The sequence below is a fragment of the Lancefieldella parvula DSM 20469 genome, from assembly GCF_000024225.1.
In the GTDB taxonomy this organism is placed as follows: Bacteria; Actinomycetota; Coriobacteriia; order Coriobacteriales; family Atopobiaceae; genus Lancefieldella; species Lancefieldella parvula.
On the sequence record NC_013203.1, the window covers coordinates 1110839 to 1136609 of the forward strand.

The following is a 25771-nucleotide window of genomic DNA, read 5'->3' on the forward strand; positions in this document are numbered from 1 at the left end:
CGAGACATCTTCTATCTGATGTCTGTATAACAACAATACCCATTTGTCGGCCAATCATTCCATAAATAATTGAATTGAACGGTAAACGGTCAGAGACTATCTCTCTTTATGTATAACTAATTTTGCTCAGAAGATGCAGATGAATCAGTGCTGGTTGACTGAGTAGATACTTCTACAAGACCAGAAATCTTATTGGTAGTTGAGAGGTGTGGCAATGTACCAACCCATTTATTTCTAATGACGCCCTCGACGCCGTTAGATTGAATAGATGAAAGCGCTTGCTGAATTTGCGTAGCAAGAGTTTTATTACTTGTTGCCACAGAAATCCCAACCGTAGTTGGAACGTCTACAACACCAACCATAGAAATATCTTTATTTGCCGCTAGATAAGCACCAGCATATGCATCACAAGCCACATAATCGATAGAACCATTTTCAAGTGCCTCAAAAGCTTCGTTTAGGTTAGAAAAACCCTGAACAGACATGCCAGTAAGCACCTGACCCATTGCTCGCTCAGACAAAGAGCCACTTTGAACTCCAACGGACTTTCCACTCAAATTATCTGCAGTGATGTCTGTTTCTGAACCCTTATGGAAAAGAGCTGTTGTAGACTCAGCGTACCCAGAAATCAACGTACTTGATGAATCTTCACCACTTCTGACATCCATTACAATGTCACAGCCCGCTTGTAGGCCATCTACTGGCCCATTAACTGACACAAACTTAACATCTACACCCAGTTGATCTGCAATCGCAGAAGCTACTTCAACGTCAATCCCCTGAAGCATTCCGCCTTCTGAAGCAGCAATCATTGGAGCAGTTACTGACTGAGTACGCAGGCCAACCGTAAGAGTACCAGCTGTGTGTAACGAAGAATCAGGAACCTTCTGCTGACGAGCTTCTCGCTTCTCTTGGATTGCTTCCTGCACTGACTTGACGTGGAACCATTTATCCAAATCAATGTTGATGGGACCAATGGAGCATCCTGTTAAAACAACAGCAAGTGCCATAAGAAGCAACACCTTAAGAGAGCTTTTAACGCGCGTCATCAGAACTCCTTTTTCTATTTAGGTGTCTTTTCAGCTGACCTGGTATTTGACCCCACACTCGCATACTGGAACGTTTGCTTTACTACCGCAGTAGCTCCACTAATAGCTCTCTCGCCTGCGAGACCCTTTGTCTCATTTATATAACAGGCGGTACGGCTTACTTCTAGGACGAGCCATGATCGTTTACGTGCGCACACATAAACTTACGTGGATCCCTTTGACCTCGTCTGTCATGGACTAGAAGCTCATAGAGAACTTCGCAACCACAGACCTGAAAAGACTCATAAATTATAGCTGTTTGCAGTCATAGTTAACTCACCATACACGAGCTAATGCGCCTACGGTTACAGAATGTACGCCTGCGGCACAAAGCACTCTTGTAGCTTCCCTAATTGATGCTCCGGTAGTTACTACATCATCCAAAAGTAAAATATTTGATTGATTAACTGGCGCAGTACAAGCAATACTTCCTTTCAAATTTATTTGTCTTTGAGCGGATGTGAGCAGTCTTTGGTCTTTTGCATGAGGTCGTATAAGCACGTCATACAAGGGCAAGCCTGTAAGCTTGCAAAACGATTGCGCTACAAGTTCCATATGATCAAAACCTCTGCGCGCATATGCTTCCGCAGTTGCTGGAATAAATGAAACGCCATCAATTTTTGAACTATCAAAGCGAGAAGTGCCATCACGTGCGCGCCATGCTGAAGCTTCTTCAAGCGAACATAAAATAGCTGCAGCAATTATGGGAGCTAGCCGAAGCTCATAGCCGTCCTTAAGCGTCAGAATCAGCCGTGCAGGAGGACCTTTGAACCCCATAGCACAAATGACTGCCCTGCTCTCCCACTGAACGGGACGTTTCTTTTTATCCATGCACTCTGAGCAGACAAGCTTCCCATACGGTGCACCACAATTAGGACATGCCCACCGCTGAGTAATCCACGGTAACTTTGACTGACACTCATCACAAAGAAGCTGACCGGGTTTCTCGCACACGACACAGCGTGTAGGAGCAAGCAGCTCAAGTGTTGAGTTTGCTGTTGCCGTAAAGATAGATGTAGATAGCATTTTTACCCCCAGAATCTGGGGGCTGACAGTGAATTTAGTCTAGACCAATAATCGCAAAATGGAAGGTATTTTAGGCAGACGGCAAAAGACGGCTTATCTAAAACTTCTACCAGTGAGATTGTATTTTGTAAGAATTCGGTTAACGGATTTTTGCCATGAAAGCCACAGTAAACCCAAGAAAATAAGTGTTGCTACTCCATGTGTTAGATCAAACGGAATAGAAGCTGCAAATGCGAGAAGTGCTGACTCTATAGTCAGAGGATGTACAAAGCCAATAATAAAATACACGTTCATTACAAAACCAAAGAATGGTCCAGAGATAAACGCCCAAATCATAAGTAAAAATGGTGGAAGCTTGTGGGTTTTCTCGTCATGTGAAACGGCTTGATGAGCTGAAGACGTAGGATGAGTTGAGGTAAAAGTTGCAAGAAGCCCACCTAGATAGCCAACAAGTCCCCATGCATACATCTGCCATGGCGTCCACGAGCCTTGACCAAAGAAAGCGTTGGAGAGAAGCGCGGATAGAGCACCTACCAGAAAGCCAGCATGCCTACCGAGAAATGCTCCAGCAAAGATAGCAACAGCAGAGACGGGTTTTACGTATGCAAGTGGTGCAAAGGCAATTCTTCCCGCAGCTCCCAATGCACTAAAGACTGCCGTAGGAACCAGATTGGCTACTGAAGGCTGTCGAGTCTCAAAACTTAACATAAATAATGCAACTGAAATGATTGCTAAAATAATTGAAGATGCAGCGGTAAAATCAGGTAAATAATACATTTCAACAGTAAGAATAATAGGTGTAGCAAAAATTGCTACAACCTCTAAAAGAATTGATAACGTGTGCCGATTATCCACTAGAACCTCACGCTTACCGTCAAAATAAAAATATCGAGAAGGTCTGTCTTATTTTGGCATAAGATGATTTAAAACTACAACAAGGAGGTCTTGATGATCTATCTGGGAAATTTTAGCTATAACGACAAGCTCGATTCTACTGACAACTACTGTCTTATGCCTTGCATTGTTGAGGCGGATTCCACAGATCATGCACTTGAGCTTTTCTCAGAACACCTCATTGAGGTTACAAAGACATCTGACCTGCTTGATGGCGCAAAAGAGATTTTTCTTGACTCCATTGTTGAGTTGGGAGAAGTTCCTACCACTCCTCTGATTGCTCAATGGCAAAAAATTATGCCTGCAGGAGTAGGTCTCTGCAGTATTACCAGCGCTCTTCCAACGCTTGATCTTGATGATGAAACAGCAAATGCTTACGGCTTCAATGAGTATTCTCATGATCACGACCATGAGGAAGATGAAGAAGATCATAAGCATGAGGAGTTTGGTAACATCAACAATCTTGATAATAAGCTTCTTGAAGAGCTTAGCCAGGACGAGGAGCCTTTCTTAAGGTTTTAGCTGCTACCAGCGTTCTAGCCGTTTATTCTGCCGACCACACCCACGAGTTTTCAAAAAACTCTGAAGTTGGTTCTGTCAAAGAAATTTGACCATCAAAAACTAAAGAAACGTTATCAGCAATGCGCGATATCAACTGCATGTCGTGCGTTGCTACTAGTATGGTTGCTCCTTCTGCTTGTGCGCGAGAGAGCAAATTGATAACAGCTTCCTTGGTTAAAGCATCCAAACCTTTTGTGGGCTCGTCAAGAATGAGCAGGCGCGCTTTTGTAAGCAGCACTTTTATGAGGGCTATGAGTTGCTGCTGTCCACCAGACAAATCGTATGGGTGAGAAGACATAAGCTTCTGATATGTCGTACGAGCAAGAAGTCCTGAAGCTTCTAAGAGAGACTGAATATCCTTGTCTGAATAAGCGCAAGTCTGTTGCCACTGAGCAAGCTCTTTGCCCACACTCTGACAGGTAAAGAGCAGCTCGGGGTCTTGTGGAATATATCCTTGGGATTGTCGAAGCTGGTTGTAGACATAGCCTCTTCTTGGACGAAGAACACCTGCCGCAAGCTTTAGAAGCGTTGATTTACCAGAGCCGTTACCGCCTACAAACGCACGAATTTCTCGCCTAGAGATCTCAAGTGAGCACTTGTTGAACACTAGTTGGTCACTCTGAGGGTATGCAAACGTTACGGCGCTGAACTCGACCACAGGCGAGTTGTCGGCAAAGGTGGAACCTGAGTTCAGCGTGAAGCTACTAGGACAGACCACCTGGCGAGAAGAGCCTTCTGCTTGGAGTGCATTGGGTTTCTCGCCATCGAGGCAGAAACACCTGTCTGCCAAGTGTGCAAACGCAGCAACGTCGTGGGTTGCAACAAGCACGGCAACGTTGAGCTCGCGCGCCACTCGCTCCAGGTGTGCGATAAAGTTCTTCTGCGCAAACGGATCAAGCTGCGAGGTTGGCTCGTCTAACAAAAGCAACTTTGGACGCATGACAAGTGCGGCGGCAAGAGCTACTAGCTGCTGCTCTCCCCCGGAAAGCTCATAGTTACGTTTATGCAAAAGTGATTCCATACCAAAAAAACTGACCGTTTCAAAAATGCGGCGACGCATCTCTTTCTCAGATATACCACGATTTTCCAAGCCAAAAACAAGCTCTTTAAGAGGAGTCTCACACACAAGTGCACGTGATGTAACTTGCGGTACAAAAGCAATAGCGTCAACGGATTGCGCCTGAGTCATCGTTGAAACATCCTGACCACAAACGATAATTGAACCGTCTTGCCTGCCTTGAGGCGCAATCTCTGGTTTAATGAGGCTCAAAATTGTAGACTTACCTGAACCAGTTGATCCAAGCAAAAGACCAATCTGACCAGCATGAACTTCGCAAGAAAAATCCTCTATAACCTTGCTATTTGGATTCAAGGCATATGCAAACGAGAGATTTTGAATAGCAAGAATAGTTTCTTTATTTACTAAGGATTCAAGCGAATTCTGCTTGTAGGAAGGGTGCTCACTCATACCGACTGCTCCCATAAAACATTATCAACGCGCACAAAAATTACCGGTAAAACTGCAAACACTACCAGACCCACATACCAAAAGCTCAATTGAAGCTCTGGCATAGTGGGATAAAACTGCCAAGCTTGTACAAGAATGTGCAAAGAAACTACTGCTAAAACACCCGTTAAAGTAAATACCAGTAACGCAATAGTATCGTAAGCGTCAAGTATCTCAGTGTTCCACCTACTTCTATGAACAGCCATTCCCCAGCCTCGAGACACAATAGACTGAAACGTGCTCATCGACTTCTCCAGCGCACTCATACACACTGCGTTGATTATAGCGACTGACTGCATAATAGCTTTTCTCGCGCCCAGATGATGGTGTTGCTGATGTGTCTGCGAATCAAAATCACATGCCTGAGCGGCAGTATTTGCTGACTGAATTTGACGAGATGTTGTAAGGTCTGCAAGCAACTGCGGCATTAACTGCATAGAAAGACTCAAGACCAACTGCAATCCCGGAAAACGAACGCTTGAGCGCTGTAGCAACTCGAGTGGCGAAACTACCGCAAACAAACACTCCAGCCAGCTTAAAGTGCTCACAAGTACTAATCCTGAGGTAGCTCCATACACTAAACTCTCTACATACAGCTGCGTATGACCAAAAGAATACAAAACGGTAGAACCCGATGCCGAAAAGAACGGATTAATAACTGTCATCAAGATAATAATTGGAGCATACCAAATAAGCTGTTTAACAGCATGCTTAACATCAAACAGTTGAGCTGTGCACAGTTCAGCGGCCATAAAGGTAATCAACGCGCAAAAAGGCTGAAAAGAAAAGGCAGCAAGTACTGCTTCACATCCAAACAACACAACCGTGGCAAATGGATGCAGACGAGAAAAACTTGTGCGTGCAGGATTCATTAGTTCACCGCGTTAACATACGTCCAAACAACCGAATCACCATCGTGCAAAATATATGCATCTGAAGTGTAATTGGGCTGAACGCCATTAACCGAATAGACCCAACCACTCTGTGGACCATGATCTCGCTCTGCAAGCCCGTTAATAGCTGCAACATACATACCAAACGAAGTACTGCGAGCATTTACCCCTGCGCCACTTGCAAGTAACGCATCATAGACAGAAGCGCCCTCTTGTACCTGGAGGTTAACAGAAAACGAAAGTCCCTTTGCGGCAGAACCATCAACTGTAACGTTTACAGAAAGCGTGCTCTTGTCTTTATGAGGAACAACTGCATCATTTGTTGAATTGTCAGAGTTAGAAGATTCTGGCTCTGACGTGTTCTGATTAGAAGAATCTTGAGTTTTAGACGCATCAGAATTTGATTGAGTGTCTGAACCTGAACTTCCTTGCGTTTGTGCGGTCTGAGAGTCCGTCTGAGTACCAGAGGCTTCTGCCACTGTTTGACCTTGCACTGCATTTGGCGCCTCTTGAGAGGAAGCGCTTGAAGTGAGTGCAAAGAAATACTGAACCAATGTCCATGCGAAAAAAAGCATGAACAAAAGAGACACAATTGATACAGCTAAATAGACAATCCGTTTAGATTCTCTTGTGAACTTAATCACTTGTTCACCTTGCCTCTGCCATTGGAAACATGGTGAATTGCAGCGGTTTCTTTCTTAAGTAACGCTACAAATACTGCAAGGACTGCTGCAGAACCAAAAAAACCAAAGATACTCAAAAGCGGAATGGTAGGCGCAGAGGATCCCTGTCGTGGGGCGGCAGTTTCCTTGTTTACATATTCAGTCTGTGGAAGTTGCTTCTTGTCAGAGCTGGTATCTGCAGTCTCATTCTCAGATGGGGCTTGTGTGACCTCCTCACCTGCATTTGTGGGAGTAGCTGAGAAACTTTCATGCGCCGCCGGAGATGAAGAGTCTTGAGCTGGCGCATCTGTGGATGTGATATCTGTCCTGTTAGAAATATCACCAGATGGCTGGGTATTCTCGCCAGATGGTTTCTGATTAATAAGCGAGAAAAGCGTACCAGAGTCATTGGTGTAGTAAAGGTTGCCCGCAAAGTCTGCAATAACTGACGACGTAGTGTAGTTCTGATGATCTTTATCGGGAGTGTAAATCTGAGCTGCTCGACCAGTGCCCAACTTGTATACCCACACGCCACCAGGCAGTCCATTTACAGTGAAATATGCATAGGTGCCGCTTTGCTGAACAGAAACAAGAGGCGTGCTCTGAGACTTACCTTTGCCAGCACGTGCCTGGTCAGTCACGGTAAACGTGTCAAGAGAAATTACGGAGATAGTTCCGTAACCCTCGGCATCAACACCGTTAACAAAGACATTAGAACCGCTGATTGTTGGTGTGGAAGTAGACTCTGCTGCAAATTTAACCCGCTTCTCTTCAACAAGAGAAGAACCGTTTCTCCTAATAAGATGCAATGTACCATCATTTCTGGTTACAGCAAGATAGGTTCCATTACCATTTTGATCAACAGAAACAGGGACAATACCTGCACGAATTGGTGAGCCAAGATTAAGCTCAGCCTCAATGGCGCCAGTTGTGCCATTGATGAGTCTAGCTGAGGAAGACTCATCTCCAATCACAAAGTCAGAGCCAGAAGCAGCTGCGCCAGACCAGTAATACCCTGAAGGCTGACCAGGGGTTGTTCCAGGAGTATTTGCAGGTTGTGCCTCCTGCTTCCAACGAAGCGCACCAGTAGCAGCATCAACAGCAATCATGTAACCACCGGCAGCATCAAAGCCACTCATCTTGGTAAACTCAGCCAAAATGGTGCCGTTATTAACAGTCAAACTAGAAACAGACTGTAGTGTATTGGCAGTATCAAGTGGTTCTGTCTTCCAGATGCACTCCATAGTTGTTGCCGAGAAAGCAGTAAGACATCCATCATCAGTAGCAACAACAATCATGCCATTAACGTATAGAGGTCGTGCAAAGTACGAAACTGTAGAACCAATCTGCGCCTCAGCAATAAGACTTCCCGTTGCGGCGTCAACTGCTTTGAGAGTAGAACCACTCACGTAATAGATGGTATCTTTAACAATTACCTGGTCAGAAATGAATCCAGGTACATTCTGAGTGCCCTCAGTCACACTCCAGCGCAAAGCCGCAGAATTAATTGGAGTGTTCTGGGTGGTAGTAGAGCTGTTTCCGCTGCCAAAACCGCTCCATGATGCCTCGTAATTAGGGTGCTCAGCAAATGGATTAATAACCAGCTCATTTTGAGGAGTTGGAATGGAGCTATTCTGACCACCATATGTCCAGGTAATAGTAGTGTTTTTGTCTAAGGTAACGTTGTTTGCCATCTTGTCCGAAAGCTGGCCGTTCACAAAGAGCTGCCACCACTTGAAGGCGCCATTTACCTGTGTTGTTGCAAGCGTAAGACCCTGCGCAGGAGACGTAATAGAAGATAGAAAACCACTATCCGCACTGTATGTTAAGCCATTATTCTTCAGGTAATCATACGTTACCTTATCAGCAGTTGAACCCTTGCGAACCTCAATGGTCTGCGTAGGAGCCCAATGCTGAGGCTTACCATCTTTATCAAGACCCACTACGGAAAGGGTAACGGAAACAAGCTGACTTGAATCTAAGTTTTGCTCTGCAGATCGAGCGCCCTTCTCGCCCTTCACAGTAAAAGTGGCAGAGACCTTCTGATTAGCAAGAGCCTGGAACTGCTCATTATCTGGATACAGGCTTGCATAGCGAGAATAACGTGCACTTGAAAGAAGTGCCGAAACTGTAACAGACGTGTTGTACTCAGGAGTCTGCGCCAGAACAAGATTCTCGTTCTGAATGATTTTTGGTTGAGAAGAACTATATGTGCGTGCCTGATTAGCAGGGCCCATTGGATCATATGTAGAAAACTCAGAAGGTACAATACCGCTTGCGGTCTTATCGGTATTATTAACGTCATAAGACCAGGTCAAAGAACCGTCTGTTGCACGATAGAACTTATTTGGTGTAGCCAGGGACTCAGAAATGCTGTCTTGTTTGTTCTGCTGGCCAGAAGGAGTAGCAAGAGCATCCCAGAAATGAGCCTTTGACTCCTTCATCAAAGAAAGCTCTGCGTCAATGTCAGATTGATTGAGGGGGCTTACCGTAAGCGTAAGAGTCTTAGAGGCTGTTACCTCGGGATTCTCCTTATCAGTAACAGTTAGGGTGATATCTACCTGCTGTGCAGAGGCAGAAGGAAGAGGCTGATATACCGTCGCTCGGTAACCATTAAACGTAACTGCAGCATTAGAGGAAGTGTAAGTAAATTGATAGCGCTTTCCGTCCAAACCAAAATTCTTTGGTGTAGGCATCTGAAGATCGTCTGTGACAGCCTGAGCATTAATTGAGTGATTGGTATACACATCTTTAATGGCTGCTACCGAGAAACGCCTGTTGATACGCCTCAACAGATTATTCTGAGCATCACTAATAGCCGAAGGATCACCTGGAACCGTTATGGTAAAGGATCGCTGATAGCTTGTCTGAGGGGCATCGGAGCCGCTCAAAGAAACGTTTGCAGTCAGCGTTACCTGTTTATCACGAATACCACGTATAACCGTTGCCTTATAAGGTTCAGTACCATAACCATCAACACGAACGGTAGACGTGTCAGAACTGGTCCAAGTTACCTTAGACCATGAAAGCAAATGTCCATCAACAGAAATAAGCTTATGTGGAAGGGTAAAGTTTGAAGTTACGGAAGATTCATTTTGTCCTGTCGCAAATGATGGAGCAAGATTTTGAGATACATCACTCAGCTGCACCTGAGATTTTGCCTCATCCCAAGGAATTAAAACGTTGCAGGTATACTGAGCAGTCTTTCCATCCTTGGAAAGTTCAAAGGTTACTTTAGCCTGACGCAAAATAAGAGTACTTTTCTGGTTAGTTAAGCCAGCGGCATCCATCCAGAAGTACTCAATAGAACCATTAGTTGCGAAGTCAGTAGAAACACCAGCGTGAGCATACGAAGCTGTCGAAGACATCTGAACAGATGCCACTCTAACGTTAACTTCTCCAGCACCAATACGACGCAACTCTTCTGCAACCATGGTGTTGAGGTTAGTATCTACGCCATAACGAGGTTTAGGCTTATAGAAAGAATTGGTCAGTGCTTCTACAGCCTGATCTAGTGTTTTATGTGGATAGGCAGTCTCATCAGTAGTTGCTGCAGCACCAGAACCCGTCTCTTTAGAGGTTGTAGTTGTTCCAGATGTGTCAGCTGTCTCACTAGAAGCGTTGTCATTAGCAGTAAGGACAGTCTCTGATGAAGAAGTTGCTGCAGTAGTCAACTCCCCCGCTGCTTCTGCAAATGCAGGCGCTGGTAAGAGTGCAAGCACTAAAAGTATGGAGAAAAGGCTATTAAGCGCCTTTTTGATCATGCTTCTAATTCCTTCCAACTTGTGGTGAGTCTAGCCTTCTTGCCATGACAAGCACCACAATTCCAAGTACAACTAAAGGCAGACTAAGCAGCTGTCCCATGGTGATAAAGCTGCCAAAGAGATAGCCAAGTTGTTCATCAGGGACACGAACAAATTCCACTACAAACCTAAAAATGCCGTACAGCATCAAAAACGTTCCAATGAACGTTCCTTGTGGACGAGGAGGATACTTCCTAGATAGGACATACAAAATAGCAAACATTACGAGTCCCTCGAGAAGTGCTTCGTAGAGCTGAGAAGGATGACGATAGACCGCACCTCCTGTCTCAAACATTACTCCCCAGGGCAGATTGGTTGGCTTTCCCCAAAGCTCACCGTTGATGAAGTTTGCGCAACGTCCAAAGAAAAGGCCAAGAGGCGCACCAATAACTCCCAGGTCACAAATAGTAGGAATAGAGAGACCAGAAGCCTTACAGACAATAGAGCCACCAATAACAGCTCCTACAAGACCTCCGTGGAAACTCATGCCACCTTGACTTAAAGCAAATGCATCAAGTGGATGAGCTATGTAATAACCAGCGCCGTAGAAAATAACGTAAAACAGACGGGCGCCAACAATAACTCCAAACGAGATACCGACCATCAAATTTAATACGTCATCAGGAGTAATGTTAAGTTTCCAGCGTTGAGCAGTCCTGTACATTACTACGCCAGCAAGCACAAAGCCTACTAGATATGCCAGACCATACCACCTGATAGACAGCGGACCCAGAGAAAGCGCTACTGGGTTTAATGAATGATAGAAAGCATCAAGCCACACAATATGTCCTACTTACTAGTACTACTTAGAAAGAACATGCGAAGGAGTTGCTCCGCGCTGACCCTGATAATGACTGCCAAGATTTTCACAGCCATAAGGACGCTCAACAGGAGAACTCATACGCTCAAAAGAAAGCTGACCAATCCTCATGCCAGGATGCAAAATAATCGGAAGGTTAGCAACGTTAGAAAGCTCCAGCGTAAGCTCTCCATCCCAACCTGGATCAACATAACCTGCAGTTGAATGAATCATAAGACCCAAGCGTCCTAAGGTGGACTTGCCTTCAAGTTTGCCAAGAATATCGTCAGGAATAGCAATACGCTCAAGAGTAGTACCAAGCGCAAACTGACCAGGATGAAGAACAAAAACTTCTCCCTCTGGAACATCAATTGACTCAGTAAGACCTTCTTGAGCTACAAGCGGATCAATTGAGGTATGCGTAGAATTGCGAAAGATTCTAAAGTTTGAACCAAGACATACGTCAACCGATGCAGGCTGCACGTTTTTCTCGCATAAAGGTTCAATAACGATACGACCAGCAGCAATCTCGGCTTTAATGTCGCGATCAGAAAGGACCACAACGTCCACCTTTCTTATATCATACAAATGTATGGTCAGAAAACCCAGTTATCCACTTATATAAAATATCACGCCCCACACAATAGTGTGTAGAACGTGATATAAAAAATTTGTAAATAGGCAGGTCAGTTATGGTTCATCATAACTTCTCTGCATAAAAAACACGTTTATGCTTATAAAACTAATAGTTGATAAGCGCCAAACGTCCATTTTTGGCGGTGGCAATAACTTACAGCATTGCAGGCTGAACGCGCTTAACGCCAGGAACGTGCTCAATCAGGATACGCTCGATGCCCTCAGACATATCGTATGCAGACATAGGACAGCCAGCACAAGAACCAACCATCTCAAGGGTAACGGTACCGTCATCGCTAACGTCAATAAGTTCAACGTCACCACCGTCAGTCTGAAGGCTCTGACGAATAACATCAAGGGTTGCATTCAAAAGGTCACGATTAATGGCCATGTTAGCTCCTACTCAAACTCTCTTAAGCGCGTACGCGCTCATAACTTACAACAAGAATATCCTACCCAAAATTCCAAACTTATTTCTACGCCTATCCAATTGGCGAGAAAAGATGTCCAACTGAAGCATCTTTGAGACGTGGAGGCAATGATGCACTCGACGCTGTTGCCTCAATCGCTGCAGCTACGCGAGAAGTGGCCTCTCTTGTCTGCTCCACACTCAAAAGTGTTGCGTCCACCATAAAACGCTTCACGCCGGCTGAAAGCATCTCAGAGATTTCTGGCACACCATCAAAAAGTTTAGGACTCCAAATCTTTGAGCGACCGTGTCTGTCAGTTCTTACGGGCATGTAATCATTATCAATACCCCTAAGCGTATGCTCCTCAAGGCGCAACTGACAGGCATCACAATCGTGAATGCACTTACCCGTAGACATCAAAATACAATGCTCAGTTGTCATGGTACGAATACGGCCGCTAACCATATAGCCCACAGGAATCGAGGCGTTTCTCGCCATGTGACAAATCTCTTGGAGGGTAAGTTCTGAGTTGAGCCAGACGCCTTCTGCATCCATGTCAGCAAGAGCCTGCAAAGCGTAATCGTTGTGGATTGGAATACACTCACGCACCTCTGGGACAGCTCCACGCTCAACGGCCAGCGCTAGCTCAGAGATGTTGCCTACGGCAATCGGCTTACCAGATACGACGTACGGATCCAAACGATTGTGGTCAATCTCGCGGCACACCTCGTCAAGCCATGGCACTATCTTGGCGAGAAGATCTTCTGGCCACGAAGCGTCTGTAAGTACATCTGTTGTTGCGTACAGACGATCTGCTCCCGCCTTGAGTGCAACGCGTGCCTGCTCAGGAGTCTCAACCAGAACACATATCTCTGCCTGCGATGCATTTGTTTTTGCAGCTGCCTTGTCAAAAACAAAGAGTTTCTCTTGATCCTGAGCTTCTCGCTCCTTTTGATAGGCAAGGCGTGAAAGCGGAGCAATCTTATACTCACGATCCTGGTACTCCTCCAGAAGCGCAGCCTCAAGCTGCTCACATGCTGCGGCGCGAACCTTGTGAACAGCACTAAAACTCATGCCACACGCGTCATCCATCTGTACGTCAAAACTCACTGCCTCAAATGGAGAGGTCCCCATACGTCCTACGTGCTCAATAAGCTCGTCAGAAGTTACCGCCTTAGTGCGAGCTTCCTCAACCACAAAGCCTTCAGCAGACGCACTTGCCGCTCCATCTGTTGTAGTAAGCACCACGGTAAAAGGCTGGCCGATGCGAGCAATAATAGTCACATCAACAGCTCGTTTGCGAGGATATTCCAGTGAAGAAATCTGCTCAGCTGCCACACGTGCTGCCTCAGAGCGAATAATGCGCACCGTAGAACCAGTCTGCATAACGCGAGAAGTGCGGACGGTGACCTTCTGACCAGGTTCAACATCTGTAGGACAAAGAGCGGTCAGGAACTTGTCAGGCTCATCTAAAGGTCTAATCTCAAGCAGGTCATTCTTGCCAATAGGCGCATGTGCAATAAGGTCAACGTCAGCCTGCTTGTAGCGACGCAGCTTAACGCGGCCACCATTCAAGCCACTCTTGCGCTCAAGAGCATCTTCAAGCGAACGTCCTCCAGTAACCTCACCTACAACCTCGCCGCGGTTATTGGAGCGCTCGTAGCTCATCATCTTGTTGCCGGCGGTGCCGTGCAGATATGCATTAGTCAAGCCGCGGTTAAACGAACGTTTAAGCAAACGATGGCGACGTGCCACATCGGCCTGGTTATCAACGCCTTTCTCGGCAGCATCAATTGCCTGGCGATACGAAGACACAACAGAGTACACGTACTCAGGCGCCTTCATACGACCTTCAATCTTAAGCGAGCCCACGCCCGCCTCAATCATGTCCGGCACGTCATCAATAGTGCAATAATCCTTAGGACACAGCAGCCTATCAATGCCGCCCATCGAGACAACTTCGTGCTTAGAATTGAGCAGCTCATACGGAAGACGACACGGCTGAGCACAAGCTCCGCGGTTAGCAGAACGGTCTCCACGCATGGATGACATATGGCAAATACCCGAATAACAGAAACACAAGGCGCCGTGACCAAAGCACTCTAGTTCAACACCAAGCTTGGAAATAGTAGAAATCTCTTCTTTAGTAAGCTCTCTGGACAGGGTAACGCGTCCTACACCAAGCTTTTTACAGGCAGAAACACCACGCGTATCGTGAATGTTTGCCTGCGTTGATACGTGACATTCAATCTCTGGCCAAGTCTTTCTAACCTGAGCCATAAGACCCCAGTCTTGGATGATAAAAGCATCTGCTCCAAGAATCCATGCACGACGAATCAGGCGCAGTACGCGCTGCATTTCATCCCACTTAACAACAACATTAACAGTGACGTACACGCGAGCGCCAGCCAGATGAGCTTGCCTACAAGCACGTGCAAAAGACTCGTCATCAAAGTTGTCTGCGCCACGGCGCGCGTTAAAGTTGTTACCCAAACCGCAATAAATAGCGTCCGCACCGCCAGCCAAAGCAGCAGCAAACGGTGCAGGTCCTCCCGCTGGTGCGAGAAGTTCCATCTGTGTTGCACGAGGAAGCGGTTGAGATGAAAACTCTAAGTCAGAGGCTTCCTCCGTCCACTCCAGCTCGTTCATGCGATTTAACTCGTGAGCTGTAAATTCTCGCTCACGACGATTACGTTCGTTCATACTACCTAACTTGCCTTCAGAACTTACTACTTCTTAAGTGTAGAAAGTGCTGGATGAATCTTGTCTTTGTCGGAAAGAATAACCTTTGCAGGATCTAAGTTCTTCTCACCAAGAAATGCTGGCCACTCTACACCAAGCTCTGGATCGTTCCACATAATGCCACCCTCGTCACCTGGATGATAGATGTCGTCACACTTGTAACAGAACTCAGCAGTCTCAGAGAGCACCAAGAAACCGTGGGCAAAGCCGCGTGGAACAAAAAACTGTCTGCGGTTCTCAGCGGAAAGGATGACACCCTCCCACTGACCCCAGGTTGGACTTCCCTCTCGCAGATCAACAGCAACGTCAAAAACAGTGCCAGAGATGACACGGACAAGCTTTGCCTGTGGATGCTCAATCTGGAAATGAAGGCCACGAAGCACACCCTGAACGGAATAAGACTGATTGTCCTGTACAAATGAAGCGCCGATGCCGCCAGCAACAAAGTTTTCTTCACGATAGGTCTCCATAAAGCCACCGCGAGCATCACCGTACAGCTTTACATCCACAACCTTTACACCTTCAATCGAGGTGTCATAAAACGTAAAATTGCCCGATTGAATAGGGTTTTTAAGCTCTTTTGGAAACTCCATAGCGTTCACCTTTCAATTTCTTTAGGTAATCTACTATATACGAGTCAAGATTAATAAGGCTTTTGAGCTATGATATTCATGCAGTTAACGTGTAATTTGCAATTCAAAGGATACTTGTGAGAATTCTTGCAGTCGTTCCCGCTTACAACGAAGAAGCCTGCATTGCTTCGACTATTACAGAATTGTGCCAGGTGGCTCCTCAAGTTGATTACATCATAATCAATGATGGCTCCTCTGATCGCACACTGGATATCTGTAAAGAGCGCGGATTTAACTATCTTAATCTACCTGCTAACGGAGGCCTTTCTGCTGGCTTTAGAACTGGCATGCGCTATGCCAAAGAACACGGCTACGACGCCGTAGTGCAGTTTGACTCCGACGGTCAACATAGGCCCGAGTACATTGCACCAATGGCTCAGGCAATGGTAGAAGAAGAAGCAAATATTGTTATTGCTTCTCGCTTTGTCACCAAAGCTCGCGGAAACTCCCCCCGAGAAATTGGCTCTAAGCTTATTTCTTGGCTCATTAAATCAAGTACCGGTCAGACTATCACTGACCCTACGTCAGGCATGCGCATGTACGACCGCGGCCTTATTGAGACGTATGCGCGCTCCTTTGACTTCTCCCCCGAGCCAGACACCATCTCTTTGCTGATGCGTCGTGGTGCAAAAGTTGTCGAGATTGAAACCGAAATGCGTGAGCGACAAGGCGGCAAGTCCTACTTAGGCTTCTATAACTCAATAATGTATATGGCCCGCACGTGTCTCTCGCTTTTACTCTTTCAGTGGTTTAGATAAGGTGACACTATGACTTTAGTTCTTAGAATTCTGCTGCTTATTGGCGCCCTTTTTGCCATGGGCATTGTCATCAATAGCGTCCGCAAATCAAAAATTCGCATCTCCGACTCAGTCTATTGGGTAGTTTCTGCTGTAATTCTGGTTTTATTTGCACTCATCCCTCAGCTTGCCTATTTCTTCTCAGGACTTTTTGGCTTTATGAGCCCTGCAAACTTTGTCTTGCTGCTAGTTATTGTCATGATTCTTATCAGACTCTTCCATCAGTCCTGTGCAATCTCCAAGCTCACCTATAAAGTTGAACAACTATCCAGCGAGCTTGCTCTGCGTGATAAAGATACTCGTGACGAGAAAAGCCTTGATTTTATAACTGATCTCAACCAGCATACTCGCGTGTAAAAGACAAGTTGGCCTTCTGTCGGTACGCTAACACAGGAAATTCATCTAAAAAGTCCGCTTACGCAGCGGACTTTTTCTTTTGATCTTTAAATCCCAAGTAGCAGAAAATACCAAATACTAACGCAAGAATTGCAAGCGAACTATCATAGAGCACGCACGCTCCCATAATGCCAAAGTTGCTTACAAACCATCCCCCCGTAAGCGCGGCAAAGCCTGCACCTGCAGCGTAACTTACAAACACAGCAACTTGCTTGCGCATGGTTACTACGGCATAGTACAAAATGACTGTTAGAGCATTAAGTAAACCGCCAAAGAGTAGCGTCAAGAGCTCTAGCTTATAAGGTTCAAAATTAAGACCATATAGAAGACCAAGAGCCGGAGCTCCTAGCGGCCAAGCCAGGGCCATCGAAACAACGGTAGCTAAAGCAACTACCGCAAAGCCTTTAAGAATCAAGCCTACAAACTGTTTATCTTGATGATTATTCCAATATTCAGCCATCTGAGTAAGTAGCGGCTTAAAAACAAAGTTGCTTAAAAGATTGATAACCATAGCTGGCATAGCTAATGCTGTAAAGAAAGTAAGGAGCGCTTGATCACTCAAACCACCTAGTGCATAGCGGGGTGCACCAACAACGTATGTCAGCAAAAATGAACCAGCAAACAAAGGAGCAGTGGTTAACAGCAGTTTTATAATTTGTTTAATATCGAAGGTAGGCTTAAGTGTTGCCATCCTTTTTGTAGGAGGGACAACAAGCGCAATCATAATCACTAAAGATGCAACAAAAGAAATAACTGCACCAATAAGCAGGTTCTTTGTAAGAATCACACCTACTGCAAAGCCAACAACAGTTGTAAGTACACGATAAAAGAACGCTCTACCAGCAATATCCAAACGACCATGCTGCTGGAACATGCCGTGAAATACGTCCTCTACAACATCAAATAAACGCAGTGATGCAATGAGAGCATACAGTATTCCCTCATAGCTTAATCCCTGAGATTGCAAGGTAAAAATAATAATTCCTGCAATCATTAAGACAGTTGTGATAATTCGTGCGGCAAGATATACACCAAACGAAAATACTTCTTCTGTATCGGTAACTTGATATGTTCTGATTTCAAAATGACCAATAACCATAAGCTGCTGTGCAACAGCATAAGCAAGCGAGAAAATACCACCGGCAGCAGCTCCCATGGTACGTGTGACCACCATCAACATAAGCACGGTTGAAGCGGCATTCATCAAGGAACCAAGCGTATTCCAAAAGTAGTTTTTTTTCAGCTGTTCAGCAGAAGTATCAATAGTCATAGTTAGCTTTTCTGACCAAAGTCCTCGAATGCCTGACGACTTCCTTTGGTAACATCTACGTCTTTCCACTTACCAAAATCAAGCGCACCAGGATGATGATTCTTACGATCCTTCTCTGGAGGAAGCTGCATGTAATTGCCATATCCTCTGGTTAAAAGCTTGTCATATTCCTTAGGAAGCATAGTAGTAATGTCTTCAAAAGGAACGCGAACCATAGGAAAAACATCTTCTTTGTCCATTGACCAGTTCTCTGGATCAGGTTCGACGAAACTTGCATAGTGATTGGTATTCTCGTCCTCTGCAGTGCGAGCAGCCTCGTCCCACTTACGTTGAATAAACGCAGATGAAACTCTAAAAAGCTTCAAACCGTGATGAATGACAAAGCACCCTGCAAGAGCAACTTTCTTTTTCCATCCAGTCAAGGGAACACGAGGAGTTGGTGTAACCAGTAAGAAATTCAAGCGACCCCAGAACCATGTTTGCCGCTTAACTTTAGCAAGCTTCTTTGGATCTGCTGGAATTTTATCGAAAGGAAAAATTCCAATTGAAATAGCATAGGTAAAAGGGCAGGTCATAAACTCATCAGGGACACAGATCGTTCCCTTTAAAGAGAGGTTTGTATTGACCGCCGGAAAGAAATTGTTTTTTCTTCCGTTTTGAATACAAAAATCTGGACGAAGAAGCGCTGGCGCCTTCTCCAAAAAGATTTCATAATCCTCGCGAAACATTGAGATATCTACATCATCATCCCAAGGGATAAACCCTTTATGTCTGACAGCTCCAATGGCTGTTCCGCCATATGCTTGATACGAAATACCAAGTTCTGTACAGACGCGATCAAGCTCATCCATCAAAAGTGTGGAAAGAATCTGAATTCTTCTCAGTTCATCGGGGTTCTCGTATGTCTTAAATCCGTCAGACTCCACTAGGGCTCCCATTCGCCATCATCCGATAACATTCTTATAATACTAAACATCGGAGCTAATCGATTGGATATAGCAATGTATACACCTCAGGATCACACGTTTGCTATTTGCGCTTATGGCGAGAGTCCCTATCTAGAAGAGTGCATTCTCTCGCTCAAGGAGCAGACTCTTTCTACGAATATTCTTTTGGCTACTTCAACACCAAATGATCTGATTAAGTCCCTTTGCAAGAAATACGACATTCAAATGCACGTCAATCCTGGCCCAGGTGGTATTGCTGGCGATTGGAATTTTGCAGTGAGCGTTTGTACAACACCTTTAGTAACCATTGCTCACCAAGATGACCTTTACAAACCTAACTATGCAGAGTATATGCTTGAACGTATAAACAGCTCTTCTCGCCCACTCATTTACTTCACTAATTATGGTGAGCTGCGTGACGGTGAAGAAGTTCTTGAGAATCGTCTGCTTAAAGTAAAGCGTCGCCTCTTGTACTCGCTCTCAAAACCAGAAAATGCAGGTAAGGCATGGGCCAAACGTCGTGCACTTGAGTTAGGTTGTGCCATTTGCTGCCCAAGTACCACGCTGATCCTTCCCAACCTTGAACTTCCTGTTTTCAAGGCTGGATTTGGTTCTAACCTAGACTGGGAAGCTTGGGAGGCAATTAGTAAACGTGAGGGTGAATTCTTATACGACACCCACGTGCTGATGCTTCACCGTATTCATGAAGATTCTGAGACCAGCCATCTTATTCACGATAACCGTCGTGAACAGGAGGATCTGGAGATGCTCAAGAAGTTCTGGCCAACCCCTGTGGCTAAGCTCATTAACATGGCTTATAAGAGTGGCCAGAAGAGCAACGGCTGACAACATCTGTTCTCTACACAAAAAGACCCGCAGCTCAACAGCTACGGGTCTTTTTTAGTTTGTTTGAATAAAGCTAATCTATTCTTTACTAAAGAGCTCACTCCAGTCTGGAGTTGCAGAAAGAACCGTTCCTACAATAATGACAATGCAGCAAATTACAACCAGTGGAGATGGAATTGCTTCAGGCATAATTGCTGGCAAGATAATACCTGCAAGAGCCGCAAAAATTACCGACCACGCAGAGTAAGAAATGTTCAGTGCCATACCGCGAGAAGCGCCAATGGCGTCAATTGCCTTGTAGTAAAAGAGATATGAGGCAGTACCTGCAAGAGCAGCAATAAAGACAACGCCATTAGCAGGAGTTAGTGCAACCTGTGCAGCAAAATCAACGGAACCAGCCAATGGCAAGACGAGAAGGCCGTATGCAAATGCAGAGGTGGTTTCCCTAATCTGAAGAGCAGTCTCATTATCAACAGCATCGTCTTGCATACCCCAAGCCAAAATAACCGCCTCAGAGCCCCAGCCAAAGACACAAGCAGCAACGCCCAAGATACCCACAAGAACGTTTCCGTTACCCTCGCCTGCTGCTGTTGAGAGACCAATAACCATGACACCAACAAGAGCAACAATAAGAGCAATAACCTGCTTTAAGTTCATCTTTTCTTTGAGCAAAAGCCATGCTAAAACCGAACCAACTGCAGGATAAAAAGCTGAAATTGCAGCGGTGTAGCCAGGTCCAATGGTGTTAATAGCAGCTAGGTAACCACTCATACCAATTGGTCCACCCAGGAGTGCGCCAAGCATGACTACACGGCCACTCTTTGTTTTTGCTGCCTCAAGGGTGTCTTTAAGTCTGCCTTTCTGAGCCATCATGACTAAAAGAACTGCAGCGGCAAAGAAATCGTGCATGAATGCACTGGCAAATGACGCCTGAGCTGAATCAACATAAGGACTCATACCAAGAGCAACACCGAGAATAACGGTATCAACCGCCCAAAGAATACCGCTTAAAAGACCGTAATACATAGTTTTCCCCTTTTGCCCTTAGTTTTGAGCGTCTTCGTACCAAGAAAGAACACGATCAATATTGTTTGCAGCGTAGCGATAGTAAATGAAGAACCACTCGCCTACGTTCTCGCCCTCTGCTTCCTTAACCAGAGACCAAAGATACCAGCACCAACCGGCAAAGACTACATAGCTCCAGAAGTGTCTACGTTGCTCAAAAGTTGCCACTTTTCCAAAGTAGTAATCAATAGCAGCATTAGCTTCATCGTCAGTAAGCTCACAGCAAACTGCGAAGGTACCAAAGTCATTAGCCTCATCTGACATTCCTGCATATTCCCAGTCAATAAGGCTGTAGGTGTCTGACTCATCAATCAAGAAATTCAGATAGAAGAAGTCATTGTGAGAAATAACAACTGGATACTCATCGGCATCTGCATACTTCTTCAAGCGCAGGACCTTTTCACGAAGATCATAATAGCCAGGAATCTCAATAGGACCCTCTTCAAGCAAGAGTTTCTCGTAATTAAGACCCTCATTGACAAAGTCAAAGGAACGATCAAGTGAGGCACCACTGTGATGCAGTTTGCGCCCCATCTCCATTGCACGTTTAAGCTGCTTAGGATTATGAGGATCAAGGTTCTGAGCGTTCTTTACAAACTTAGAAATCTTCCAACCCTCTTTTTGATCCTCGTAAATAAAGGTGCTATCAAGACCCAGCTCACGAGCAAGACGAAGACCAGCCTCTTCAGCAGCGCGATCAACAAGCTTCTCGGTGCCAACACCTGGATGCCTATAAACATACTCCTGAGCGTCTTCACCATGGCCCACAATAAAGTGAGCAGACAGATTGGTAAGACCCTGCTTCAGTGGATAGAAGCCGTGAATGTCCTTCTTCTGGCAGTGAAGTACAGAAACAATATTGTCAAAAATCTCTGAATCTATATTCTCAATGAAGGCTGGGTCAAACTGACGCAGCTCATCAAGGGAGTCAAACTCATAAATCACGCCGTCAGGATATTTTCTAATGCTCATAGAGAGCTCTTTGATGTGACGGACGTAAATCTCTTCCCAGAGCATATCAACAGTCTCTGGCTTGTCGTAAACCTCTTCAAGAATATCTACAAACTTCCTTGAGAATTGTCTGTCAAAGAAGACGTGTCCAAGCATAATCCAAGAGTTAGAGCCACCAATTTCTACGCCGGCAATACGTCCACCACGGCCTTCTTTAAGACACCACTCGTCAGTTTCTCCTGCCACATAAGTTGCTGAATAGTAGGCCTCAAAAACATAGTGCTCAAAAGGATTCTCAGTAAAATAATCATCAGAAGAGCAAATATAGGTGTTATCCAGCTGCTCTTTGACATACCAGAGTGTAGAGTTATTGTTTCTCGTTGCGTAATCTGGGTTTACAACAATCTTGACACCATACTTTGCAGTCAGGTAGAAGAAATACTCCTTTTTATAGCCAACAACTACGGTGATATCGGTAACGCCAGCCTCCATAAGCTGATGGATCTGGCGCTCAATGAGAACTTCTCCTCGAACCTTCAAGACACCTTTTGGCTTCTCATAAGAGATTGGTGCAAAGCGAGAAGACAGACCAGCTGCCATAATAATGGCATTCTTGACCTCGTAAGGCTTCAGAGCTTCGAGACCCTTTGAAGTAATTAGATTATCGTCAATAAGACCCTGATCCTCCAGTGTTTTGACTGCTGAGTTAACAGATCCAAGGGAAAGGTCTGTATGTTCTGCGAGCTGCCTCTGATTGAACTTCTCGTTAGACTGAGCGATGGTTTTAAGTACGGAAAAAACGTTCTTTGTCAGTGCCACGGTTCCTCCAAATGAAGACCAATTAACTGCATGAATAAACTTTTGAACCAATTTACTCTAGTCATAATACTCCTTTGTTCAAATTTGTACAAGTGTAAACACATTTTGAACATAATAGCTTTAGAGGATTACCAGAAACTGCTGATCTAACAAAAAACGGCACCAGAGATGCCGTTTTACCTTTTATGTATTACTTTACAAGCGAGAAAACCTTAGTAAGGACCAAAATCCAAACGCGCTGGATAGTGGTTTTTACGCTTCTCAACTGGAGGCATCTGCATGTAATCGCCGTAAAGCATCCTGAGGAACTTATCATTTTGATTAGGGAACGATACTTGAATTCCGTCAAAATCAAGCTTATCAACAGGAAAAACCTCATCAACTGGATAGGTATTTACAAACCTATCAGTATCATGCAGGTAGGCAATTCTTTTTGTCTTAACGTGAGCAAAGCGGTTGCGGGCTTCCTGCTCACGTTCATACATTTTCTGAGTAGAGAGATGTAGAAGTTTGCAAACTCCCCTACCCATAGTAACTGCTGCTTTTAAAAGCTTTCCTTTGATGCCGTCGGCCAAAATAACAGGACGAGGCACGTCAACCAAGATACGCATATGCGACCAGAACCACGCATCGAATGCCTGCTTCTTATATTCTTTCTCGTCATCTGAAACGTTATCAAAGCAGTAAACATCCAAGAAAATACCAAGATCAAGCGGAAGTGGAGCAAGCGCTTCTTCGCAGAACTGTGTACCCTTGAGCATGATTCGAGTAGTTGGGAACGGATAGTTAATGTCCCTCTCGGTATTCATGATTGAATACTTTTCTGACCACTCTTTGTCATAAATATCTAGGAGCTTATTGAAGTCTTCTGCAGGAAGGCAGACATCAATATCATCATCCCAGGGAATAAATCCTTTATGACGAAGAGCCCCAATAGCGGTGCCACCAAAGCCAAAATAACGGATGTTATTGGCCTCACACGTATCAACGAAGTCCTTTAAGATCATCAGCTCAACCTGCTGAAGATGCTTAAGTGTCTCTGTATCGTATGTGCGCATTATCGACCTTCATACATCTTCTTGTAGTAATCCTGGTAATCACCAGAAACTACATTCTTAACCCACTTACGGTTCTCTAGATACCAGTTGATAGTGGTAACAATTCCCTCTTCAAATGGAGTTTCTGGATACCAGCCCAACTCTTCTTTAATCTTATCAGGTGCAATGCCGTAACGGCGGTCATGACCCTTGCGGTCAGTAACGTAAGAAATCAGATCCTCAGTAATCTGAGTGTCCCCAGTGATTCTTGCAACTTCACTGATGATGCGCTTAACAATGTAAAGGTTATTGCGCTCGTTATGACCACCAATGTTGTAAACCTCACCCAGTCTGCCGCCCTCAAGAACCATAGCAATTGCCTTACAGTGATCATCAACGTAGAGCCAATCTCGAACGTTGAGTCCATCACCATAGACAGGAAGAGACTTATGTTCTAAGCAATTCTCAATCATCAGAGGAATGAGCTTCTCGGGGAACTGGTAAGGGCCATAGTTGTTGGAGCAACGCGTGATTACCGCAGGAAATCCGTACGTGTCATGCCAGGCTTTTACAAACATATCTGCAGAAGCCTTAGATGCAGAGTAGGGGCTGTGTGGACTCAAAGATGTGGTCTCACGGAAAAATGCTTTTGGATCATCAAGTGACAGTGAGCCATAGACCTCATCAGTAGAAACCTGCAGATACTTATGGTCTCCGTAAGAACCCTGACCATCATTCCAGAAAGACTCTGCAACACTCAAAAGAGCAACAGTACCCATGACATTGGTATCGGCGAAGGCGCCTGGATCTTCAATGGAGCGATCTACGTGGCTCTCTGCAGCAAAGTTGATGACATAATCGGGATGATGAGCCTCAAACAGCTGTGTCAGAGCCTCTTTATCCCTAATGTCTACGTGAGCAAAGGTGTAGCGAGGGTCTTGATCATATTCCGAAAGATTCTCAAGGTTGCCCGCATAAGTCAGAGCATCCACATTCAAGATATGAATGTCCTGATTTCTTTTGAGCATATAGTGGATAAAGTTAGATCCAATAAATCCAGCTCCACCAGTTACTAAATAGGTCTTCACACTAACCTCTTTCTACCTTCGAAAGATATGTGGCAAGAGCCTCTTGCCAAGGCCTCATACAATTTCCAATAGTACTCTCAAGATGTCCGTTTACCAAAGATGAATATGCAGGGCGAGAAGCACTTTCTGGGTGCAGCTCTTTCCACTGAGCAGAGGTTACTCTGGTAACCTTACAGTCAAGATTGCTGCCAGCCATAATAGCCTCTGCAAAATCAGCCCACGAACACGTTCCCTCATTAGTAGCGTGGTAGATGCCATAGTTCTCAGTGGCCGCAATACACAAAATTGCGTGAGCCAGATCATTTGCGCTGGTAGGGTTACCTACCTGATCATCAACAACACTAATCTCTGGATACTTGGCGCCTAGGGTGCGCATGGTTGCCACAAAGTTCTTGCCAACATAGCCATAAAGCCATGCAGTTCTCACCACAAATGTTCGGGGATTTGCCGCAAGCGCAAGTCCTTCTCCCGCTAATTTAGATCGACCATATGCAGAAACAGGATAAGGAGCATCTTGTTCTGTACGAGGAGTGCTTTCTTTGCCGCTAAACACATAATCAGTGGAAACCTGAACAAGCTTTGTCTGCGTAGCGCTACAAGCTCGTGCAAGATTCATAGGACCAAGTGCATTTACCGCAAACGCTGCCTCAAAATTACTTTCACAACCATCTACGTTTGTTGCGGCGGCACAGTTAATAACAACGTCATAGCGTTCATGCTGGTCAAACCACGCGCTTACTGCCTCTGAACTGGTAATATCAAGTTCATCAGCATCAGTATAATCAACATCTGGTTCAACAAAAACCTCTGGAATTGGACCAATCTCAGAGACACCGGATTCAAAAAGACGTTTGAGCTCGTTGCCTAACTGGCCATGTGCACCAGTGATAAGAACGTGCATG

General features: G+C 45.2%; 23 protein-coding genes. 4 read left to right on the forward strand and 19 right to left on the reverse strand.

The genetic code is table 11. The features are described from left to right. Window positions 1-116: 116 nt before the first annotated feature. From APAR_RS05060 to APAR_RS05070, 3 genes are all read right to left on the reverse strand, one after another. Entirely contained in the window at window positions 117-1049 is a 933-nt protein-coding gene (locus tag APAR_RS05060) for a substrate-binding periplasmic protein (protein ID WP_012809070.1), read from the reverse strand. 315 nt (window positions 1050-1364) lie between these two features. After that, entirely contained in the window at window positions 1365-2114 is a 750-nt protein-coding gene (locus APAR_RS05065) for a ComF family protein (RefSeq protein WP_012809071.1), read from the reverse strand. A gap of 93 nt (window positions 2115-2207) precedes the next feature. Then, window positions 2208-2969 (reverse strand): ECF transporter S component, encoded by a 762-nt coding sequence (locus APAR_RS05070; protein ID WP_012809072.1) that lies wholly within the window; start codon window positions 2967-2969, stop codon window positions 2208-2210. A 93-nt stretch (window positions 2970-3062) separates the two neighbouring features. Between APAR_RS05070 and APAR_RS05075 the strand changes: the two genes are divergently transcribed. Further along, window positions 3063-3530: a hypothetical protein gene (locus tag APAR_RS05075; RefSeq protein ID WP_012809073.1), complete on the forward strand. Its 468-nt coding sequence runs from the start codon at window positions 3063-3065 to the stop codon at window positions 3528-3530. Between the two features lie 22 nt (window positions 3531-3552). On the opposite strand, the gene APAR_RS05080 is transcribed toward APAR_RS05075, so the two are convergent. The 9 genes from APAR_RS05080 to rfbC all read right to left on the reverse strand — a co-directional run bounded on the left by APAR_RS05080 (window position 3553) and on the right by rfbC (window position 15614). Then, window positions 3553-5037: an ABC transporter ATP-binding protein gene (locus tag APAR_RS05080; protein WP_012809074.1), complete on the reverse strand. Its 1485-nt coding sequence runs from the start codon at window positions 5035-5037 to the stop codon at window positions 3553-3555. Continuing rightward, on the reverse strand, window positions 5034-5948 hold the full coding sequence (locus tag APAR_RS05085; protein WP_012809075.1) for an energy-coupling factor transporter transmembrane component T: 915 nt from the start codon (window positions 5946-5948) through the stop codon (window positions 5034-5036). Before APAR_RS05085 ends, APAR_RS05080 begins: the two co-directional genes overlap by 4 nt. After that, a complete protein-coding gene (locus APAR_RS07160; protein WP_012809076.1) occupies window positions 5948-6613 on the reverse strand; it encodes a DUF4430 domain-containing protein in 666 nt (221 codons plus the stop codon). The genes APAR_RS05085 and APAR_RS07160 overlap by 1 nt, the downstream gene beginning before the upstream one ends. Beyond that, entirely contained in the window at window positions 6610-10395 is a 3786-nt protein-coding gene (locus tag APAR_RS07165) for an outer membrane protein assembly factor BamB family protein (RefSeq protein WP_012809077.1), read from the reverse strand. Before APAR_RS07165 ends, APAR_RS07160 begins: the two co-directional genes overlap by 4 nt. A 4-nt stretch (window positions 10396-10399) precedes the next feature. Beyond that, window positions 10400-11215 (reverse strand): prolipoprotein diacylglyceryl transferase, encoded by an 816-nt coding sequence (gene lgt / locus APAR_RS05100; protein WP_012809078.1) that lies wholly within the window; start codon window positions 11213-11215, stop codon window positions 10400-10402. 21 nt (window positions 11216-11236) lie between these two features. After that, complete coding sequence (gene dcd, locus APAR_RS05105; protein WP_012809079.1) at window positions 11237-11794, reverse strand: dCTP deaminase; 558 nt, start codon at window positions 11792-11794, stop codon at window positions 11237-11239. Between the two features lie 229 nt (window positions 11795-12023). Further along, window positions 12024-12260, reverse strand: coding sequence for a NifU family protein (locus tag APAR_RS05110; RefSeq protein WP_012809080.1), 237 nt, complete (start codon window positions 12258-12260; stop codon window positions 12024-12026). A 91-nt stretch (window positions 12261-12351) separates the two neighbouring features. Next, window positions 12352-14982: a U32 family peptidase gene (locus APAR_RS05115; protein WP_012809081.1), complete on the reverse strand. Its 2631-nt coding sequence runs from the start codon at window positions 14980-14982 to the stop codon at window positions 12352-12354. A 26-nt stretch (window positions 14983-15008) separates the two neighbouring features. Beyond that, window positions 15009-15614: a dTDP-4-dehydrorhamnose 3,5-epimerase gene (rfbC, locus tag APAR_RS05120; RefSeq protein WP_012809082.1), complete on the reverse strand. Its 606-nt coding sequence runs from the start codon at window positions 15612-15614 to the stop codon at window positions 15009-15011. 116 nt (window positions 15615-15730) lie between these two features. On the opposite strand from rfbC, the gene APAR_RS05125 reads away from it, so the two are divergent. Next, window positions 15731-16411, forward strand: coding sequence for a glycosyltransferase family 2 protein (locus APAR_RS05125; protein WP_012809083.1), 681 nt, complete (start codon window positions 15731-15733; stop codon window positions 16409-16411). 9 nt (window positions 16412-16420) lie between these two features. Then, window positions 16421-16807, forward strand: a complete 387-nt coding sequence (locus APAR_RS05130; protein WP_012809084.1) for a DUF2304 domain-containing protein — start codon at window positions 16421-16423, stop codon at window positions 16805-16807. A gap of 58 nt (window positions 16808-16865) precedes the next feature. On the opposite strand, the gene APAR_RS05135 is transcribed toward APAR_RS05130, so the two are convergent. Both APAR_RS05135 and APAR_RS05140 read right to left on the reverse strand, forming a co-directional pair. After that, entirely contained in the window at window positions 16866-18116 is a 1251-nt protein-coding gene (locus tag APAR_RS05135; protein WP_012809085.1) for a lipopolysaccharide biosynthesis protein, read from the reverse strand. A 2-nt stretch (window positions 18117-18118) separates the two neighbouring features. Next, window positions 18119-19042: a LicD family protein gene (locus APAR_RS05140; RefSeq protein ID WP_012809086.1), complete on the reverse strand. Its 924-nt coding sequence runs from the start codon at window positions 19040-19042 to the stop codon at window positions 18119-18121. 75 nt (window positions 19043-19117) lie between these two features. Between APAR_RS05140 and APAR_RS05145 the strand changes: the two genes are divergently transcribed. After that, window positions 19118-19909, forward strand: coding sequence for a glycosyltransferase (locus APAR_RS05145; protein WP_012809087.1), 792 nt, complete (start codon window positions 19118-19120; stop codon window positions 19907-19909). A gap of 78 nt (window positions 19910-19987) precedes the next feature. On the opposite strand, the gene APAR_RS05150 is transcribed toward APAR_RS05145, so the two are convergent. From APAR_RS05150 to rfbD, 5 genes are all read right to left on the reverse strand, one after another. Next, window positions 19988-20935: a DMT family transporter gene (locus APAR_RS05150; protein WP_012809088.1), complete on the reverse strand. Its 948-nt coding sequence runs from the start codon at window positions 20933-20935 to the stop codon at window positions 19988-19990. 18 nt (window positions 20936-20953) lie between these two features. Next, window positions 20954-22744: an NTP transferase domain-containing protein gene (locus APAR_RS05155; protein WP_012809089.1), complete on the reverse strand. Its 1791-nt coding sequence runs from the start codon at window positions 22742-22744 to the stop codon at window positions 20954-20956. 212 nt (window positions 22745-22956) lie between these two features. Continuing rightward, window positions 22957-23802, reverse strand: coding sequence for a LicD family protein (locus tag APAR_RS05160; protein WP_012809090.1), 846 nt, complete (start codon window positions 23800-23802; stop codon window positions 22957-22959). Beyond that, window positions 23802-24869 carry a dTDP-glucose 4,6-dehydratase gene (rfbB, locus tag APAR_RS05165; RefSeq protein WP_012809091.1) on the reverse strand — a complete coding sequence of 356 codons (1068 nt, stop codon included), beginning with the start codon at window positions 24867-24869 and terminating at the stop codon, window positions 23802-23804. The genes APAR_RS05160 and rfbB overlap by 1 nt, the downstream gene beginning before the upstream one ends. 1 nt (window position 24870) lies before the next feature. Continuing rightward, on the reverse strand, window positions 24871-25770 hold the full coding sequence (rfbD, locus tag APAR_RS05170) for a dTDP-4-dehydrorhamnose reductase (protein WP_012809092.1): 900 nt from the start codon (window positions 25768-25770) through the stop codon (window positions 24871-24873). Window position 25771 lies beyond the last annotated feature (1 nt).

Bases quoted from the DNA above. Each gene is read 5' to 3' on its own strand.
- APAR_RS05135 (WP_012809085.1), bottom strand. From the start codon at position 18,116: ATGACTATTGATACTTCTGCTGAACAGCTGAAAAAAAACTACTTTTGG.
- APAR_RS05065 (WP_012809071.1), bottom strand. From the start codon at position 2,114: ATGCTATCTACATCTATCTTTACGGCAACAGCAAACTCAACACTTGAG.
- APAR_RS05160 (WP_012809090.1), bottom strand. From the start codon at position 23,802: ATGCGCACATACGATACAGAGACACTTAAGCATCTTCAGCAGGTTGAG.
- APAR_RS05145 (WP_012809087.1), top strand. From the start codon at position 19,118: ATGTATACACCTCAGGATCACACGTTTGCTATTTGCGCTTATGGCGAG.
- APAR_RS05080 (WP_012809074.1), bottom strand. From the start codon at position 5,037: ATGAGTGAGCACCCTTCCTACAAGCAGAATTCGCTTGAATCCTTAGTA.
- APAR_RS05075 (WP_012809073.1), top strand. From the start codon at position 3,063: ATGATCTATCTGGGAAATTTTAGCTATAACGACAAGCTCGATTCTACT.
- APAR_RS05085 (WP_012809075.1), bottom strand. From the start codon at position 5,948: ATGAATCCTGCACGCACAAGTTTTTCTCGTCTGCATCCATTTGCCACG.
- APAR_RS05060 (WP_012809070.1), bottom strand. From the start codon at position 1,049: ATGACGCGCGTTAAAAGCTCTCTTAAGGTGTTGCTTCTTATGGCACTT.
- APAR_RS05150 (WP_012809088.1), bottom strand. From the start codon at position 20,935: ATGTATTACGGTCTTTTAAGCGGTATTCTTTGGGCGGTTGATACCGTT.
- APAR_RS07165 (WP_012809077.1), bottom strand. From the start codon at position 10,395: ATGATCAAAAAGGCGCTTAATAGCCTTTTCTCCATACTTTTAGTGCTT.
- APAR_RS05130 (WP_012809084.1), top strand. From the start codon at position 16,421: ATGACTTTAGTTCTTAGAATTCTGCTGCTTATTGGCGCCCTTTTTGCC.
- rfbC (WP_012809082.1), bottom strand. From the start codon at position 15,614: ATGGAGTTTCCAAAAGAGCTTAAAAACCCTATTCAATCGGGCAATTTT.
- rfbD (WP_012809092.1), bottom strand. From the start codon at position 25,770: ATGCACGTTCTTATCACTGGTGCACATGGCCAGTTAGGCAACGAGCTC.
- APAR_RS05115 (WP_012809081.1), bottom strand. From the start codon at position 14,982: ATGAACGAACGTAATCGTCGTGAGCGAGAATTTACAGCTCACGAGTTA.
- APAR_RS05110 (WP_012809080.1), bottom strand. From the start codon at position 12,260: ATGGCCATTAATCGTGACCTTTTGAATGCAACCCTTGATGTTATTCGT.